This is a genomic window from Bacteroides sp. L10-4, assembly GCF_013373675.1.
Lineage (GTDB): Bacteria > Bacteroidota > Bacteroidia > Bacteroidales > Bacteroidaceae > Bacteroides > Bacteroides muris.
On record NZ_JABXJH010000030.1, the window covers coordinates 37,754 to 54,357 of the forward strand.

Consider the following 16,604-nt stretch of genomic DNA (forward strand, 5'->3'; position numbering starts at 1 on the left):
TACAAATACCTTACCGCGTGATAGATAGGCGTGATAGATAAGAATCGTTACACTTATCTGTCACGCCCATTTCGTTTCCATTTCAATTGTACTGCATACTTCTTTCGTTGGCGCTATTATCTTAGTTATCAGTTCTTTCCTACTGCAAAGTTCTGCACGCTTTTTGCAGTGTCACTGCATGAGGCTTGCAGTAGCTCTGCAATACGGTTGCAGTCGTACTGCAATGGGCGTGCAGCAGCACTGCAAAAGGAATGCAGTGACTTTGCAGTGGCGATGCAGTGTCTTTTAGCCGTAATCTTTTCTATTCTCATACCGTTATTACATGTATTCCTAATATAGTCTTATGAGATTAGGGGTTCTATTTTTGATTATGATTGCGAAAATGAGTATATTTGATGCTATGGACTTGAAATACAAAATGCTATGAACAGAGTTTGTTTTCTCCTATTGCTTTGTTGCCTTTCATCCTGCAAGATGAATAAGACGGAACGCGTAGAAATGCCTGAAGATTCTGTAGATACGGTAGGGTTAGATCGACGGTTGCAGGAAAAATCAGTGAGCGATAGCCTCAAGATAGGGATTGCGGATGATGGTGACTACTTGCAAAGACAATTGCTTGCCATTCACGAAGAACTGAGAAAAAGATTGAATAATACACCATATACACACATTCAGAGGAATGTGACCGGATATGGGGTGGGGATGCATTGCATAGATATAGATTTGATTGTGAATACTCCTGAAAAACGGAAAGAGTTCCGGGAGGAGATAATGGACTCCCCCGTTTTCTGTTTTCATGGTGTAGAAGTCCCCGTCATCAACGAGAGAGTAGGCAGGAATCATATTCGTGGCATCCATATCCGTCCCGAATATCCAGTCTTTTCAACGAAAGCGCCTCATGCGACATTCATCCTCAGCAATCACAGTGGCGGAGATTTGACCTGCGGCGAGCATTACTACCTGACGTTCGAAGACGAAAAAGGTACCTGGCGGGAATTGCCGATAAACGCTGCCTTTTGGGACATCGCCTATGTGCTGCGGGATGGGGAGGAAAGGGTTATGAAAGCCTCTCTTTATCCGGATGTGCATCCCAACAAGCCGGGACGCTACCGTTACTTTTATGAGATAACCATCAGGAGGAAACCTGTCTTGATGATGGCTGAGTTCAGATTGACGGACAATGAGGAAGAATGGAGAACGGCGGAAAAGACATCTCTTCCCCCTTATATTTCGGATGCAGGGAAGGGCGGAAGCCCACAATTGATAACGGAAGAGCCAATGGAGGAACCGGTCTATAAAGTAGTGGAAGTGATGCCCGAGTTTCCGGGAGGTATGAAAGCCTTAATGGATTTTATTCAAAAGAATATCCGTTATCCGGAAGAAGCCCGTAAGAATGGCATTCAGGGAAGAGTTGCTGTCAGCGTGGTGATTGACGAGAATGGTCGTGTGACGGACCCCGTTATTATGCGCAGCAGGTATCCTGCCTTGGATGAGGAAGCATTACGGATTGTAGGATTGATGCCACAATGGAAACCGGGGATGCAGCAGGGTAAAGCCGTGAAGGTGGAATTTACTTTTCCGGTTACTTTTAAATTGGAGTAGTAGCACCGGTAAGATTAAGTTACTATTATGAAGAAAGGCGAAGAGGTTTGCAACTCTCTTCGCCTTTCTTCATAATAACTATGGCTTTAGTTTTTACAAAATCCCTTGTGCCATCATAGCCTTTGCCACCTTCATAAATCCGGCCACATTGGCACCCTTCACGTAATTTACATAACCGTCGGCTTCTGTGCCGTATTGTACGCAAGCTTCGTGAATGTTCTTCATAATGCTCTTCAGTTTCTCGTCCACTTCCTCTGCACTCCAGCTCAGCTTGATGGAGTTCTGAGTCATTTCGAGACCGGATACTGATACACCGCCGGCGTTGGCTGCCTTACCCGGAGCATACAAAATTTTTGCATCTTGGAATACTTTGATGGCTTCCGGAGTGGAAGGCATGTTGGCGCCTTCGGACACTGCTATTACACCATTGGCTATCAACTGACGGGCGTGGTCACCGTTCAATTCATTTTGAGTGGCAGAGGGCAAAGCGATGTCTGCTTTTTCACCCCAAGGTTTGGCACCTTCTACATACTTGACACCCGGATATTGTTCGGCATACTCGCGGATACGTCCACGGTAGAGGTTTTTCAGCTCCATGATGTAATCCAACTTCTCGCGGTCAATACCGTCCGGATCGTATATGTAACCGTCAGAATCAGACATGGTCAATACTTTACCTCCCAATTCCAATACTTTCTCGGCCGTATATTGAGCTACGTTGCCGGAACCGGAGATCAGGCAAGTCTTGCCTTTCAGGTCAGTACCCCTAGTCTTCAACATTTCCATCAAGAAGTAAATGTTACCGTACCCCGTAGCTTCCGGACGAATCAGCGAACCACCGAATTCACGGCCTTTGCCAGTGAAAGTACCGGTGAATTCATGAGCCAGCTTCTTATACATGCCGAACATGAAACCTACTTCGCGACCACCTACACCGATATCACCGGCAGGTACGTCTGTCTCAGGACCGATATGACGCCACAGCTCCAGCATGAAAGCCTGAACGAAACGCATAACCTCGGCATTGGACTTGCCGCGTGGAGAGAAGTCCGAACCACCTTTACCGCCACCCATAGGCAGAGTTGTCAATGAGTTTTTAAATGTCTGCTCAAAAGCAAGGAACTTCAGGATGCTCAGGTTCACAGAAGCATGGAAACGAACACCGCCTTTATATGGGCCGATGGCATTGTTGTGCTGTACACGATAGCCCATGTTGGTTTGTACGTTACCTTTATCGTCTACCCAAGTAACACGGAATTGGTAAACGCGATCGGGGATGCAAAGACGTTCAATCAGATTGGCTTTGTCAAACTCCGGATGTTTGTTGTACTCTTCTTCAATAGTAGAGAGAACTTCTTCTACTGCTTGATGATACTCCGGTTCATTGGGGAACCGTCTTTTCAGGTCTTCTAATACCTTAGCTGCATTCATAATCTATTTCTTTTATTGGTTACTTATTGCTTTAATGTGCCAATATGTTAATATGCTAATTTCTGCGCTATGATTACATTGGTATGTCATACCACATTAGTATATTATCCCATTGCTTTATTGCGGTTGCAAAAGTATACATAAAAATGAAATGGGCAAACAATTTATAAATAAAATGCGGTATAAAACGTCAAATTTATTGTTTTATACCGCAAAATTGAATAAAAAGATATTATTTATCCTCTTTTTAGAGACTTTATGACGGGAATAAATACTAAAGCCGCCGAAATGGCAAGTGTTAGGAGAATTGGACCGTCAATTCGTTCGGCAGATATCAAAACGATGTAGCAAAGTGCTGCCCAAAGCAACATAATGCAAACTATTTGGAATTTTGATAACGGCCGTCTCATTTGGCTGCTTTCTTTTTGTCTACGATAGCATCGATAACTGCCACTGCGGTGATGTTAACGATATCTCGCACGGAGCTCTCAAAATCGGTAAAGTGGATAGGCTTGTTCAGTCCCATTTGGATGGGACCAATCAGTTCGGAGTCCGTATCCATTGCCTGCAACAGCTTGTAAGCAGAGTTTGCAGAACTCAAGTTCGGGAAAATCAGTGTATTTACGTCTTTTCCTTTCAAGCGTGTAAACGGATACTTGGCATCACGCATTTTGCGGTTCATGGCGAAATTCACTTGCATTTCTCCGTCAATGGCAAGGTCGGGATAGTTCTGCTGCATATAATCCACGGCTTCGTGTACGCTTACCGGACTTCCTTCTTTATCAGCACCGAAGTTAGAGTAGCTCAACATGGCCATTATCGGGGTATGATTGAAGAAGCGGACTGTGTGTTCCGACAGCTTGGCGATGTCAATCAACGTTTCGGCATTGGGATGACGGTTAATCAACGTGTCGGCCAGGAAGTATGTGCCTTTCTTGGAGTTCAGAATGTGCATGGTGCCGAAATGCTTGTATTCCGGACGGATGCCAATGACTTCCTTGGCAACCTTGATGGTATTGCTGTATTTGGTGTAGAGGCCTGTGATGAAAGCATCTGCTTCACCCGTCTCCACCATCATCATACCGAAGTAGTTGCGTTCGAACATTTTGTCATTGGCTTCTTCGTATGTGGCGCCTTCGCGGGCACGCTTTTCGACAAGAATGCGGGCATAGCGTTCACGGCGCGGTGCTTCATCCGGATGACGCAGATTTACGATTTCAATACCTTCGAGGCTGAGGTCGAGTTCTTTTGCCAGCTTTTCGATGGCTTCGTCGTTGCCCAATATAATGGGATGGCAGATACCTTCTGCTTTTGCCTCCACAGCTGCTTTTAGCATATTGGGGTGGATACCTTCGGCAAATACCACACGTTGCGGGTTACGGCGGGCTGTATCATAGAGTTGGCGGGTCAGTTTACTTTCTTGTCCCATCAGTTCTTTCAGGTGTTGGCGATAAGCTTCCCAATCGGTTATGGGGTTGCGTGCCACTCCGCTTTCTATAGCTGCCTTTGCCACTGCCATAGATACTTCAGTGATGAGGCGTGGGTCGACGGGTTTCGGGATGAAATAGTCGGGACCGAAAGTGAAGTTATTCACGTGATAGACTTCGTTTACTACGTCGGGTACGGGTTGTTTGGCCAAATCTGCGATGGCATGCACAGCGGCCAGCTTCATATCTTCGTTGATGGCTTTGGCGGCTACATCCAATGCGCCACGGAAGATATAAGGGAATCCGATAACGTTGTTTATTTGATTGGGATAGTCGCTTCGCCCGGTAGACATTAATACATCGGGGCGGGCAGCCATGGCGTCTTCGTAAGAGATTTCGGGCACGGGGTTGGCAAGGGCAAAGACAATAGGTGTATCGGCCATGCTCCGTATCATGTCTTGTGTCAAAACGTTGCCTTTGGAAAGACCGAGGAATACATCGGCATTGCGAACCGCTTCTTCCAGTGTGTGGATGTCGCGGCGGTCGGTGGCAAAGTAACGTTTGGTCTCATTCAGCCCTTCACGGTCGCTGCTGATTACTCCCTTGGAGTCCAGCATCACAATGTTCTCGTGCGTGGCACCCAGAGACTCATACAGTTTTGTACATGAAATGGCGGCAGCGCCGGCTCCGTTCACGACAATCTTTACGTCTTCTATTTTCTTGCCTGCTACATCCAGAGCGTTCAACAAGCCTGCGCTGGAGATGATGGCTGTGCCATGCTGGTCATCGTGCATCACGGGAATGTCCAACTCTTCTTTCAAGCGGCGTTCTATCTCAAAGCATTCGGGAGCTTTGATGTCTTCCAAGTTGATGCCGCCGAAAGTGGGGGCAATAGCTTTTACGGCTTCCACGAATTTGTCCACGTTTTTTTCGTTGACTTCAATGTCGAAGACGTCGATGCCTCCGTAGATTTTGAACAGCAGTCCTTTGCCTTCCATGACCGGCTTGCCTGCCATGGCGCCTATATCGCCCAGCCCAAGTACGGCGGTACCGTTGGAAATAACCGCAACAAGATTACCTTTAGCTGTGTATTTATATGCGTCCTGCGGGTTTTTCTCGATTTCGAGGCACGGCTCTGCAACGCCCGGAGAATAGGCGAGAGAAAGGTCGGTTTGTGTACTGTAAGGCTTGGTAGGTATTACTTCAATCTTACCCGGTTTGCCTTGCGAATGGTAAAGCAAGGCTGCTTCTTTGGTTATTTTTGCCATGGTAGAATAGTTAAATTGGTTATAATTTGGCTGCAAATGTAGGCATAATAGTTCTAAATTGAAGCTTGCTGTCAAAAAAAACTATTACTTTTATCAGTTAATTAGCTTAAAATGCTTATTTTTGGCATCAGATTTTAGAAATTACCTCCATTTATTAACTTAACACATGAGTTGCATGAGAATTTTGAAACTTCCTCTGGCAGGATTGTTATTTTGTATAATGGTACTATTGGCTGGATGTAAAACGAGTAATGAACCAGAGGTACCGGTTGCTCTGACCTGGGAAATGGGTGCAAGTGACATCGTCCCCGGATATTATGAGAATACCTTTATTCTCAAGAATATCTCTCAAAAACCTCTAAAAAAGAACTGGACAATTTACTATTCACAGCTTCCCCGCAAGGTGAAGCAGGAGGGAGCCTCTGAAGTGAAGGTAGAGGTGGTGAACGGTAATTTTTTCAAAATGTATCCGACAGATGAATTTGTTCCGCTGGCTCCCGGTGATTCCATGCGGATTACTTTCCTTTGTACTTACAAGCTAGACCGGAACTCCCATGTACCGGAAGGAACTTATTGGGTAGAGACAGTGGATGGTGAAGAGGGCAGTCCGTTGCCTGTAGCTTTGAAGGCGCTGCCGCTTCCTTCTCCCGAGTCAATGAGCGGCTATCCGGATGCGACTAAGATTTATGAATCAAATCTTCGCTTGGCTGGTGCTCCTGCTTTGATGCAGTCGGATATTCTTCCGTCGGTGAAGAAAGCGATAGCCATTGAAGGCGATAATGTCGTATTGGAAGGTAAGGTAGCTTTGGTATTCCCGGAGAACTTTGCCGGTGAAGCCAAGTTGTTGAAAGAGAAACTGACTGGTTTGTATGGTTTGGAAGTTGCCGAAAATGCTTCCGTGAAGATTGTGTTGGAAGAACTGCCTGATAGGAAGGAGGCCGTAAACGATGAATATTATACTATAAATATGGGCGGCAACCTGATAAAAATCAGTGCTGCCACTCCTCATGGCGTCTTCAATGGCACACAGACACTTTTGTCAATGTTGAAGGACAAGAAGAAACCTTATCTGCTGGAGGCAGTTTCCATCCGGGATTATCCGGACTTGGCATATCGCGGACAAATGATAGATATAGCCCGTAATTTCACCGCGCCGGAGAACTTGAAGAAACTGGTGGATGTTTTTGCATCTTATAAATTGAATGTCCTGCATTTCCATTTTTGTGATGATGAAGCCTGGCGTTTGGAGATTCCCGGTTTGGAGGAACTGACTGCTGTGGGTAGTCGTCGCGGGCATACCACTGACGAGAGTCAGTGCCTCTACCCATGTTATGACGGTGGCTATGACCCTGATGCAAAGACTGTAGGCAATGGATATTATAGCCACGAGGAATTTATTGATTTGCTGAAGTATGCTGCCGAAAGACATGTCCGCATTGTTCCGGAAATAGAATCTCCGGGGCACGCCCGCGCTGCCATTGTCTCCATGAAGGCACGCTATAACAAATATTTTGAAACCGATTCGGGGAAAGCTACAGAATATATGTTGAGTGAACCGGAAGATACTTCACGTTATGTTTCTGTACAATATTATACGGACAATGTGATGAATGTTGCCTTGCCTTCTACTTACCGTTTTATGGAGAAGGTGATTCAGGAACTTAATGCGATGTATCAGGAAGCCGGTCTTTCACTGTACACAGTGCATCTGGGTGGTGACGAAGTGCCTCGCGGCGTGTGGATGGGCTCCCCCAAATGTCAGGAACTGATGAAGGAAAAAGGCATGACGAAAGCTCATGATTTGTCGGAGTATTTCATTACGCAAATGGCGGATGTGATGCAGAAGAACGGACTGAAATTCAGTGGTTGGCAGGAAGTTGCTTTGGGTCATACCGAAGAGGCTCATCAACAGTTGAGGAACCAGGCGGCCGGTGTGTATTGCTGGAATACTGTACCGGGCTCTGATGAAGTGGTTTATCAGACAGCCAATAACGGTTATCCGGTCATCCTTTGCAACGTGGGCAATTTCTATATGGATATGGCTTACAATGGTCATCCGGACGAGCGTGGACTCGATTGGGGAGGTTATGTGGATGAGTCTGTCTCTTTCTCTATGCTTCCTTTCAGCATTTATCGTTCATTGCGTGTGGATATGGCAGGCAATCCCATTGATTTGAATAATGCAGAGAAGGGGAAGACTGCCTTGACGGGTATAGGCAAGAAGCATATTATGGGTGTACAAGGACAATTGTTTGCCGAAACCATCCGTAGTTTTGAGGGTGTGGAATATCTTCTTTTCCCAAAAATATTAGGGCTGGCAGAGCGTGGCTGGAATGCTCATCCGGCATGGGAAAATTTATCCGGCACACAAGAGCAGCAGGCTTTCAATCAAGCTTTGGCACTTTATTATGAGAAAATCAGTCGGAGCGAAATGCCTTATTGGGCAAAGAATGGGATTAACTTCCGCTTGCCCCAGCCGGGATTATGGGCAAAAGAGGGAAATCTGTATGCTAATGTGGCCATTGATGGTGCTGAAGTACGTTACACTACTGATGGCTCGGAGCCTACTACCCAATCGGCTTTGTGGAAGGAGCCGTTAAAATGTGATGCTTCGGTGGTAAAGGCAAAGACATTCTATCAAGGAAAGGAAAGCTTGCCGATAACGTGGCAGGTAAAATAGTTGTTGTGATATTAGGCGCGGAATACGCGGATGTAATGAACTGAATCCGTGAAATCCGCGCCTAAAAGAATATTAAGAAAGTTTTGAATAATCTCTATACCTTGTCAAGCATTCAGCGCTTGTTCTATATCCGCAATAATATCCTCTGCATTTTCTATACCTACCGAGAAGCGAATCAGGTCGGGGCGTACACCTGCTTCCATCAATTGTTCGTCCGTCAACTGGCGGTGTGTATGGCTGGCCGGATGCAGTACACAAGTACGTGCATCGGCCACATGAGTCACGATGGCCGCCAGTTTCAGTGAATCCATAAACTTGATAGACTCTTCCCGTCCGCCCTTCAAGCCGAAGGTGACAACTCCGCAAGAGCCGTTCGGCATGTACTTCTGTGCCTGCTCGTAGTATTTGTCGCCCGGCAGACCACAATAATTCACCCAAGCCACTTTGGCGTTTTGGGCAAGATACTCGGCTACCGTTTGTGCGTTTTTGCAATGTTGGGGCATGCGCAGGTGTAGTGTTTCCAGACCCAGGTTCAGCAGGAATGCGTTTTGTGGAGACTGGATGCTGCCCAGGTCGCGCATCAGTTGGGCGGTAGCTTTGGTGATATAAGCCATTTTGCCGAAAGCTTTTGTGTAAGTCAGCCCGTGGTAAGACTCATCCGGGGTACACAGCCCGGGGAATTTGTCGGCGTGGGCATCCCAATCGAAGTTGCCACTATCCACAATGGCTCCACCTACACTGGTAGCGTGTCCGTCCATGTATTTGGTGGTAGAGTGTACTACGATGTCGGCACCCCACTCAAACGGGCGGCAGTTGATGGGGGTAGGGAAGGTGTTGTCCACAATCAAGGGCACACCGTGGCTGTGGGCTATGCGGGCAAACTTTTCAATATCGAGCACTTCGAGCGTAGGGTTGGAGATGGTTTCGCCGAACAGGGCCTTGGTATTGGGGCGGAAAGCAGCGGAAATCTCTTCCTCGCTGGCATCCGGGTTGACGAAAGTGACGTCGATGCCCAATTTCTTCAAAGTCACTCCGAAGAGGTTGAATGTTCCGCCATAGATGGTAGAGGAGCAAACAAAATGGTCTCCTGCCTGACAGATATTGAAAATGGCATAGAAGTTGGCGGCTTGTCCGCTGGATGTCAGTATGGCGGCCACACCACCTTCGAGGGCAGCAATCTTGGCGGCCACTGCATCGTTCGTAGGATTCTGCAGGCGGGTATAAAAATAACCGCTGTCTTCAAGGTCGAACAGGCGTGCCATTTGTTCGCTGGTATCATATTTGAAAGTTGTACTTTGATAGATGGGGAGTACACGAGGCTCGCCCTTTTTAGGAGTCCATCCGGCTTGTACGCACAGCGTCTCCGGTTTGAATTGCTTTGCCATAATGTTATCTGTTTTAAAAGTTTCTTATCTATTATTATCGCGTAAGTTGTCGCAAAAGTAGGGAAAAAATTATAATTTTGTGCTTAAGTATGGTAAAATGCCATAAATTAGCGGCTGGAAGATTGCCGCGAACCAAATGAATGATGAATAATTGGAATATGAAACGCATACTTTGTTTACTCATCCTATTTTGCACTTTGTGTGTTTTTAATGCTTCGGCTCAGGAAGAGCGGGACAGTCCGAGACATGGAGAAGGAATCTCTGCCTTCCTGGAACGTAACAACCGCCCGGGGAGAGCCTATTATAAGGATTTTCTGGAGCTGAACGAGAAAATTCTTAAAGGAAAGGAAGAGTTGCGACTGGGAGTGAAGTATGTACTGCCTCCATTATCAAAACCGGCCGGTAATGGGAAGAAAACAATCAATGAACCTTTGTTCGGGAAAGCACTTGCCGATGTAAAAGTGACATCCGGCCGTTTGCAGGGTGCTTGTTTTTATGTAGTGAGCGGGCATGGAGGTCCCGACCCCGGAGCCATCGGCAAAATCGGCAAAATAGAACTGCATGAAGACGAGTATGCCTATGATATCGCTTTGCGTCTTGCCCGTAACCTGATGCAAGAGGGGGCGGAAGTCCGTATCATTATCCAGGATGCCAAAGACGGAATCCGTGATGATAAGTATCTTTCCAACAGTAAACGTGAGACGTGCATGGGAGCTTCCATACCCTTGAATCAGGTGGCGCGCCTCCGGCAGCGTTGTGCCAAAATCAATGAGCTTTACAAGAAAGACCGCAAGAACTATAAATATTGCCGTGCCATTTTTCTTCATGTGGACAGTCGCAGCAAGAGCCATCAGACCGATGTGTTCTTTTACCACTCCAAAAACAGGCCCGACAGCAAGCGTCTGGCTAAGGCCATGAAGAAAACTTTCGAATCGGAATATGACAGGCACCAGCCCAACCGTGGGTTTACCGGAACCGTCAGCGCACGCAATCTTTATGTGTTAGCCAATACTTCTCCCGCTTCCGTATTCGTGGAATTGGGAAATATCCAGAACACTTTTGACCAGCGCCGTTTTGTAATCAGTTCGAACCGCCAAGCCTTGTCCAAGTGGATGATGGAGGGTTTCATCGCGGATTATAAAAAAGCGAAATAGGCACAATCAACTATGGCTCTTCCTTTTTCTTTTCGTGTATCACCACGACTGTAACAACCGTTGTTATCAGCGCCATGCCGATGGCATTGATTGGTGTGAAGCTTTCATTGAATATCAGGAAACCGATAGCTACGGCTATCAGAGCTTACATTTATTCGTTCCATCATGAGATAAAAACCGTTCCGCCATGGAGTAAAAATCGTTCCACCACGGTGGAACGATTTTTACTCCATGGCGGAACGAATACTTGTTCGCTGTCCGGCTCCTAAACTCTTCCGGGAAGAAAGCCTGATGGCGCCGGCAGAACAGTTTGCCTATTCTACCGGAATATAAATTTCTGTCAACAGTTCCTCCGGCGCCGTATCTGCGGGGTTGTTCAGGTAACGTTCCGCACTGGACTCATCCCGTAAGTTACATTCCATTTCGGGGATATACTTCCCGTAGATGGTATCGTATACGGCCTGCAGATGTTCGTATGGACCTTTGTATAGGAATATGGCATAGCGGCCTGCCGCGAGCTGTTTAAATCCTATGTCTCCTTTGGCCGTTGCAAATGAGGGCAGGACCATACATACATCGGTACGCAGCTTTTCAGCTGGTGTCACTTTGGGGTCATCGTGATAGATACAGTAGGGCATTACTTCTCCCATAGGCAGTTTTTCTTCTTGGATGAACTGGCAAAGGCGCATCCATGCGCTGCAATAGTCGTTCAGTTTATAGTCGCCAAAGAGGCGGATGTAAATCACATTGCGGGCAGGAACTTCTTTGATTTCGTGTTTCAGTTCCAGTTCCGGACGAATAATGGCTGGTTTCATAATTACAAAGTTTTTATTGTTACGATACTCTAATGGTGAAATGCCATAGAACTGCTTGAATACTTTTGACAGTGACGAGGGCGAAGAGTAGCCTATACGGTAGGCTATGTCCGCTATCGGCATGTCCGAGTAACGAAGCAACCGGGCAGCGGCTTCGGTACGCGTCCGGACAATGAACGTACCGACGGGTTCACCCAGGAAAGCTTTCATGATGCGGTGGAAGTAGAAGGGAGAGAAATGGGAAATCCTGGCCAAAGATTTCAGGTCAATTTCTTCTCCGAGGTGCAGATTTATATAATCCACTACTGCGTTCACACACTTTTGGTATTCCTCCTGGGTTGTCTTTTTCTGCTGCATGGCTCTATTGGGCTTTTTCATGTTGCAAAAATAGGAGGAAAAGAAATAGGTTACTTGTCCGATGTTGCTATAAATGCAATATCTTTAAATAAGATAGGCTATATCCCGGCACAACTTTTTCGTGCAAGCATGAAAGTTTTGCATTCGATTTGCAATATCTTTGCATTTCAGATGAAAAAACAAATGCTTGCAGATGACCGAGGAGATTAAAAGACAACTTTGGGAGTGGGCGGCGGCCTATCATTGCGTCGGCTTCATTCAGAACGACCCCGTACAGTTTCCACATCGCTATGAACGGAAGCAGGATATTGAAATCAGCGGGTTGCTGACTGCCATCATGAGTTTCGGCAACCGTAAACAGATATTGAAAAAGGCTGATGAGTTGCATAGGTTGATGGGGGCATCGCCTCATCAATACGTGTTGTCCTGCCAATGGAAGAACGACTTTTCTGCTGCGGACAGAAGCAGTTTTTACCGGATGCTTTCTTATGCCGACTTTCATTCCTATTTCAGGCGCTTGCATGCTGCCTATTCTGCTTTTGACAGTCTGGAGGATGCTTTATGTACGTATGCCGGTAATCCAATGGAAAGGTTATGTGCATTTCTGGAAGTCTCGGCAAAGAGTCCCCAGAAGAAACTGAACATGTTTTTGCGCTGGATGATAAGGAAAGGTCCGGAAGTGGATTTTGGTATTTGGGAGAGGTTTGATTGCAGGGACCTGATTGTGCCTTTGGACACACATGTCTGCCGCGTGGCATACGTCTTGGGACTCACCGAGACGGAAACATTTTCTTTGAAGAATGCCCGTCGGATTACTGAAGCTCTGGCGGAGGCCTTTCCGGATGATCCGTGTCTGGGGGACTTTGCTTTGTTTGGAAGCGGAGTCAGCGGGAGTATTAATTATCGTATGAAACGATAGTTCTTTTGAGTAAGTTTATTACTTTTGTGGTGCAATGCCGGACTCTAAGCATAGAGCCGCCATAGCCGAGGTTGAACTGATTGGTAAAATAAAAGAATGGAAAATTTTCATCGTATGGATGCTTGTCCGGTACGGGATGTACTGAGCAGGTTGGGAGACAAATGGACAATGCTTGTGTTGGTCACACTGAAAGCGAATGGAACGATGCGCTTTTGCGATATACAGAAAACCATAGGGGATATTTCTCAACGGATGCTGACAGTCACATTGCGCTCATTGGAGACGGACGGACTGATTGTCAGGAAAGTCTATGCGGAAGTTCCTCCCCGCGTGGAATATAATCTTACGGAAACCGGATGTAGCCTGATGCCGCATATCGAATCTTTGGTGGGATGGGCATTGAAGCACATGGACGATATTCTGAGTAGGCGCAGTTTGCAAGACTGAGTGTTTGATACGGAAAAAGATTGAACCAAAAGTCTTTTCACCACAGGATTACACAGATTGACACAGAACTAATTTTAAATACTTGTTTTTTCAATAAAATGATCCGTGAAAATCTGTGTAGTCTGTAATGAAGAAACTTTCTGCTACCGATATAAGTTTATTCCTTTACGGCTTCACCTTTTTCGTTTAAAACAACTGTGGTTTCCGTTCCGTCCTGGGCAGCAATAATTACTTTGTAAACCTTGGCTTCGTCTTTTCCCTTTACGTAGGCTTCCTTTACCAAAGTTTCCGGGTGCTCTTTGGTCAACGTCTGCATGACGGCTTGCGGCAACTCTGCCGGATTCAGTTTTACAAAATCATCCTGCGGAACTTGGGCTACTGCCACAGTAGAATCATTTGCTTCTTGTGCGAATGCTACAGAACTGCCTACTCCCAGAATCATTGCTAATGCTACTAATACTTTTTTCATAATCGTTAAGTTTTAGGTGAATATATTATTTTGTTATCTCTGATACTAAGAATGATGCAAAGGGGATGCCAGAAAAATGTGTTTTGATGTATGTGGTTGTAATGCAGTGTGATAGGATTTAATTGTAAACTTGCTAATTTATTGTGAGTGTGGAAAGGTGTGGAAACGAGACCACATGTTTGAGGAATAATTGCACAGTTTTGGTTTATTCTGTTTACATTTGCAGTACACTTAAAATTTATATAAGTATGATTAGATTAAATGTTTTTATTCAGGTAAGTGCGGAGAACCGTGCCGCAGTATTGGAATCTGCCAAAGAACTGGTCGCATATTCCTTAAAGGACAATGGATGCATTGCTTACGATGTGTTTGAGAGTGCAACTCGCAGCGATGTTCTTATGATTTGTGAAACATGGAAAGATGCAGAGTCATTGTCTGCCCATGAAAAAGCAGATCATTTTGTGACTCTGGTGCCTAAAATACAGAAACTGGCTGCCATGAAGTTGGAAAAATTCGAGTTCTAAATCTGTGCACACCGAAGAGGCACCCAAAGCCGACAAGTCTCTTGATTTCTATGACATCGGAATTGCCGAGATTGTGCTGATGCCGGCAGGGCAATATACGTTTATGGATTATAAAAGTAGAGCTTCCGTCGCAGATTATTATGGGAGTACGGTATATCGAGTTATCCGGTAATGAAGAGCAACCATGCTTTCCGTGTGAACTCTTGTTTTCCGGCACCGGTATCAAAGAAAGGAAACTTGGAGTAAATATTACTGGATAAAAATGCCCTTTCTGCTTCGAATGTTGTCACCGGACTTTCATTGGATGAGCAGGGAATGCTATGGATGGCAACCGGGAAGGGACTGTATTCGTTACGATTGTCTGACAGAAAAGTGAAATCCTATCATAATGTAAAAGACGGCAAGCATGTGTGTGCTTTTAACAATATCACCCGTTTCGGAGAATTTGAGTATTTTGTGGAGGTGGGGTGTAACATCATCTCTTCCCTTTCCAGCGACGGCAAAAATATGCTGTATGTAGGAACGGATGGCAATGGAGTCCATTTCATAGCCACAGACCGGCGGAATGGGCGAAAAGGAAATCGGATAAAGCTTGTTTCAAGTGTTGGGATGTCCGTCCCAAGGTTGCGGATGTCTATCCCAACACTTGAAATTTCTATCCCAAGGCTTGGGATAGAAACAATGTTCTAATCTTCGGAACTTATCTATCTGTTCTTCGGAATTTTATTACTTATCTATAGGAACTTTTTTACTTGTACTCAGTGTGGCAGAACCATGTTCCGGCGAACTTGGCTTTATCTTCTCAATCTGATGAGGTTGCTGACTTTCCGTTGTATTGCCAATACGTTCAGCATGGATACTGCAAGAAACAGCAGGCCGCCGGCCAGGATACATGGAAGCAGTGACCCGCTTTCCAATTGCGGGAAGAGATTCCGGACTACTTCTATGTAATAACTGCGTACCCATACCACACTACCGATGGCGAGGAACAGCACCAGTACATTCAGCCCTACTGTCAGTATATAATAAGGAGTGGCTACCCGTGTCGGGCTATATCCTATCAACAGCAGGTTTTCCAGTTTTACCGTGTTCTTTTGGAGAAGCAGGAAGATACTCAGCATCAGTATGTAGAATGACAGAATGCTGATGAACAGTCCTACTCCCATGACGAGGCCCGTGATGAGGCGTAGGAAATAGGTTGTCTTTCCTGCGTCCAGGTTGTTGCCTTCGGTTTCGTAGTTCTTCTGTCGGAAATAATCTGTGATGGCTGTGTCAGTGGGATTCTTCACTTCCACAATAAGGCGGGACGGTTCGGCCTCTTTTTCCGGTGCAAAGTTCTTGTTGGCCCAGTCCATGAAGGATTGGGGGATGAGAATGGTATTCAGCCGGTTGGAGAATCCCACAATGTTGCCTTTGTATTGTTCCACACGTCCGTTGCCCCTCATCATGATGTCCATCTGTACCAGACTCATCAAGCCTTCGGAGAGTTTCGGCAGGCTCCTGCTTTGTGCAAAACCAAAGTTGTAGAGGTTCAGATAATTGCGTGGAATGATGATGGGGATTATCCGGCTATCTTCGTCAAAATGCCATTTGTCCAGACTGACATCCACATATCCGTCGGGTACAGACTCGAAAAACATCTCTGTTGATAAGCGGATACCGGCTTCCTGCATGCCGAGTCCGGCAGAAACCTTGAACAAGGAAGGAGTGAACGCGCCTACTCCCTTAGTAAAAGGTTGGGCTTTCAGCTCCTTTATCTCCTCTTCGGAGAATGTGTTGCTTTTCCCGGCAAAGCTGCCGAGAGCACTTATCTTTTTGGTGACTATGATATAATCCTTCTTCATGAAACTATCTCCTTCCGTAAAGACGGGGAGGACGTCACGATAGAATTGTACGCTCAACAATACAATCATCATGCCGAAAAGATTGGCGAGGAAAAAGCCGGCCAGCTGTCCGATACTGATGTGCTGGCGAAGAAGTTTCCAAACAAGTCGGTTCATAAGTAGCTACTAAAAATTAATGTACATATGTTGGCACGGTTTTTGCATAATACCAAGGTAAGATACAGCTATGAGAATCACAGAAGTAAAACTTACCAAGAAACAACGTGTGGAGTTGGAGTACAT

At 45.9% G+C, this 16,604-nt stretch carries 15 protein-coding genes and 1 pseudogene; 9 read left to right on the forward strand and 7 right to left on the reverse strand.

The window, feature by feature from the left end; genetic code table 11:
* Nucleotides 1-128: 128 nt before the first annotated feature.
* Nucleotides 129-311, reverse strand: coding sequence for a hypothetical protein (locus HU824_RS11000; RefSeq protein WP_044467943.1), 183 nt, complete (start codon nt 309-311; stop codon nt 129-131).
* Nucleotides 312-423: 112 nt separating this feature from the next.
* On the opposite strand from HU824_RS11000, the gene HU824_RS11005 reads away from it, so the two are divergent.
* Nucleotides 424-1,602, forward strand: a complete 1,179-nt coding sequence (locus HU824_RS11005; protein ID WP_176468862.1) for an energy transducer TonB — start codon at nt 424-426, stop codon at nt 1,600-1,602.
* 93 nt (nt 1,603-1,695) lie between these two features.
* Here the strand turns inward: HU824_RS11005 and HU824_RS11010 are convergent, their stop codons facing one another.
* On the reverse strand, nt 1,696-3,033 hold the full coding sequence (locus tag HU824_RS11010) for an NADP-specific glutamate dehydrogenase (protein WP_176468863.1): 1,338 nt from the start codon (nt 3,031-3,033) through the stop codon (nt 1,696-1,698).
* Nucleotides 3,034-3,439: 406 nt separating this feature from the next.
* Nucleotides 3,440-5,728 carry an NADP-dependent malic enzyme gene (locus HU824_RS11015; protein WP_136010914.1) on the reverse strand — a complete coding sequence of 763 codons (2,289 nt, stop codon included), beginning with the start codon at nt 5,726-5,728 and terminating at the stop codon, nt 3,440-3,442.
* A gap of 175 nt (nt 5,729-5,903) precedes the next feature.
* On the opposite strand from HU824_RS11015, the gene HU824_RS11020 reads away from it, so the two are divergent.
* Entirely contained in the window at nt 5,904-8,408 is a 2,505-nt protein-coding gene (locus tag HU824_RS11020; protein WP_176468864.1) for a family 20 glycosylhydrolase, read from the forward strand.
* A 104-nt stretch (nt 8,409-8,512) separates the two neighbouring features.
* Here the strand turns inward: HU824_RS11020 and HU824_RS11025 are convergent, their stop codons facing one another.
* A complete protein-coding gene (locus HU824_RS11025; protein ID WP_136010912.1) occupies nt 8,513-9,793 on the reverse strand; it encodes an O-acetylhomoserine aminocarboxypropyltransferase/cysteine synthase family protein in 1,281 nt (426 codons plus the stop codon).
* Between the two features lie 140 nt (nt 9,794-9,933).
* Between HU824_RS11025 and HU824_RS11030 the strand changes: the two genes are divergently transcribed.
* Both HU824_RS11030 and HU824_RS11035 read left to right on the forward strand, forming a co-directional pair.
* Nucleotides 9,934-10,947 carry an N-acetylmuramoyl-L-alanine amidase gene (locus tag HU824_RS11030; protein ID WP_176468865.1) on the forward strand — a complete coding sequence of 338 codons (1,014 nt, stop codon included), beginning with the start codon at nt 9,934-9,936 and terminating at the stop codon, nt 10,945-10,947.
* Nucleotides 10,948-11,027: 80 nt separating this feature from the next.
* Entirely contained in the window at nt 11,028-11,216 is a 189-nt protein-coding gene (locus HU824_RS11035; RefSeq protein WP_176468866.1) for a hypothetical protein, read from the forward strand.
* Nucleotides 11,217-11,261: 45 nt separating this feature from the next.
* Here HU824_RS11035 and HU824_RS11040 read toward each other — a convergent pair whose 3' ends face one another.
* Nucleotides 11,262-12,119 carry a GyrI-like domain-containing protein gene (locus HU824_RS11040; RefSeq protein ID WP_176468872.1) on the reverse strand — a complete coding sequence of 286 codons (858 nt, stop codon included), beginning with the start codon at nt 12,117-12,119 and terminating at the stop codon, nt 11,262-11,264.
* A 193-nt stretch (nt 12,120-12,312) separates the two neighbouring features.
* Between HU824_RS11040 and HU824_RS11045 the strand changes: the two genes are divergently transcribed.
* Both HU824_RS11045 and HU824_RS11050 read left to right on the forward strand, forming a co-directional pair.
* Complete coding sequence (locus HU824_RS11045; RefSeq protein WP_176468867.1) at nt 12,313-13,038, forward strand: TIGR02757 family protein; 726 nt, start codon at nt 12,313-12,315, stop codon at nt 13,036-13,038.
* A 96-nt stretch (nt 13,039-13,134) separates the two neighbouring features.
* On the forward strand, nt 13,135-13,485 hold the full coding sequence (locus HU824_RS11050; protein ID WP_136010906.1) for a helix-turn-helix domain-containing protein: 351 nt from the start codon (nt 13,135-13,137) through the stop codon (nt 13,483-13,485).
* Nucleotides 13,486-13,642: 157 nt separating this feature from the next.
* Here the strand turns inward: HU824_RS11050 and HU824_RS11055 are convergent, their stop codons facing one another.
* Nucleotides 13,643-13,954 carry a hypothetical protein gene (locus tag HU824_RS11055; RefSeq protein ID WP_136010905.1) on the reverse strand — a complete coding sequence of 104 codons (312 nt, stop codon included), beginning with the start codon at nt 13,952-13,954 and terminating at the stop codon, nt 13,643-13,645.
* A 248-nt stretch (nt 13,955-14,202) separates the two neighbouring features.
* On the opposite strand from HU824_RS11055, the gene HU824_RS11060 reads away from it, so the two are divergent.
* From HU824_RS11060 to HU824_RS19515, 3 genes and pseudogenes are all read left to right on the forward strand, one after another.
* Nucleotides 14,203-14,478, forward strand: a complete 276-nt coding sequence (locus tag HU824_RS11060) for a putative quinol monooxygenase (RefSeq protein ID WP_136010904.1) — start codon at nt 14,203-14,205, stop codon at nt 14,476-14,478.
* A 4-nt stretch (nt 14,479-14,482) separates the two neighbouring features.
* Complete coding sequence (locus HU824_RS11065; RefSeq protein ID WP_168354345.1) at nt 14,483-14,650, forward strand: hypothetical protein; 168 nt, start codon at nt 14,483-14,485, stop codon at nt 14,648-14,650.
* Nucleotides 14,651-14,697: 47 nt separating this feature from the next.
* A pseudogene (locus HU824_RS19515) lies at nt 14,698-15,042 on the forward strand (AraC family transcriptional regulator); the annotation flags it as partial.
* 230 nt (nt 15,043-15,272) lie between these two features.
* On the opposite strand, the gene HU824_RS11070 reads toward HU824_RS19515, so the two are convergent.
* Nucleotides 15,273-16,478 carry an ABC transporter permease gene (locus tag HU824_RS11070; protein ID WP_176468868.1) on the reverse strand — a complete coding sequence of 402 codons (1,206 nt, stop codon included), beginning with the start codon at nt 16,476-16,478 and terminating at the stop codon, nt 15,273-15,275.
* Nucleotides 16,479-16,604: the final 126 nt, after the last annotated feature.

What these genes read in the sequence shown, in the direction of transcription:
- HU824_RS11020 (WP_176468864.1), top strand. Translation starts at nt 5,904, where the DNA reads ATGAGAATTTTGAAACTTCCTCTGGCAGGATTGTTATTTTGTATAATG.
- HU824_RS11060 (WP_136010904.1), top strand. Translation starts at nt 14,203, where the DNA reads ATGATTAGATTAAATGTTTTTATTCAGGTAAGTGCGGAGAACCGTGCC.
- HU824_RS11055 (WP_136010905.1), bottom strand. Translation starts at nt 13,954, where the DNA reads ATGAAAAAAGTATTAGTAGCATTAGCAATGATTCTGGGAGTAGGCAGT.
- HU824_RS11000 (WP_044467943.1), bottom strand. Translation starts at nt 311, where the DNA reads ATGAGAATAGAAAAGATTACGGCTAAAAGACACTGCATCGCCACTGCA.
- HU824_RS11070 (WP_176468868.1), bottom strand. Translation starts at nt 16,478, where the DNA reads ATGAACCGACTTGTTTGGAAACTTCTTCGCCAGCACATCAGTATCGGA.
- HU824_RS11045 (WP_176468867.1), top strand. Translation starts at nt 12,313, where the DNA reads ATGACCGAGGAGATTAAAAGACAACTTTGGGAGTGGGCGGCGGCCTAT.
- HU824_RS11015 (WP_136010914.1), bottom strand. Translation starts at nt 5,728, where the DNA reads ATGGCAAAAATAACCAAAGAAGCAGCCTTGCTTTACCATTCGCAAGGC.
- HU824_RS11050 (WP_136010906.1), top strand. Translation starts at nt 13,135, where the DNA reads ATGGAAAATTTTCATCGTATGGATGCTTGTCCGGTACGGGATGTACTG.
- HU824_RS11010 (WP_176468863.1), bottom strand. Translation starts at nt 3,033, where the DNA reads ATGAATGCAGCTAAGGTATTAGAAGACCTGAAAAGACGGTTCCCCAAT.
- HU824_RS11030 (WP_176468865.1), top strand. Translation starts at nt 9,934, where the DNA reads ATGATGAATAATTGGAATATGAAACGCATACTTTGTTTACTCATCCTA.
- HU824_RS11005 (WP_176468862.1), top strand. Translation starts at nt 424, where the DNA reads ATGAACAGAGTTTGTTTTCTCCTATTGCTTTGTTGCCTTTCATCCTGC.
- HU824_RS11040 (WP_176468872.1), bottom strand. Translation starts at nt 12,119, where the DNA reads ATGCAGCAGAAAAAGACAACCCAGGAGGAATACCAAAAGTGTGTGAAC.
- HU824_RS11025 (WP_136010912.1), bottom strand. Translation starts at nt 9,793, where the DNA reads ATGGCAAAGCAATTCAAACCGGAGACGCTGTGCGTACAAGCCGGATGG.
- HU824_RS11035 (WP_176468866.1), top strand. Translation starts at nt 11,028, where the DNA reads ATGGCATTGATTGGTGTGAAGCTTTCATTGAATATCAGGAAACCGATA.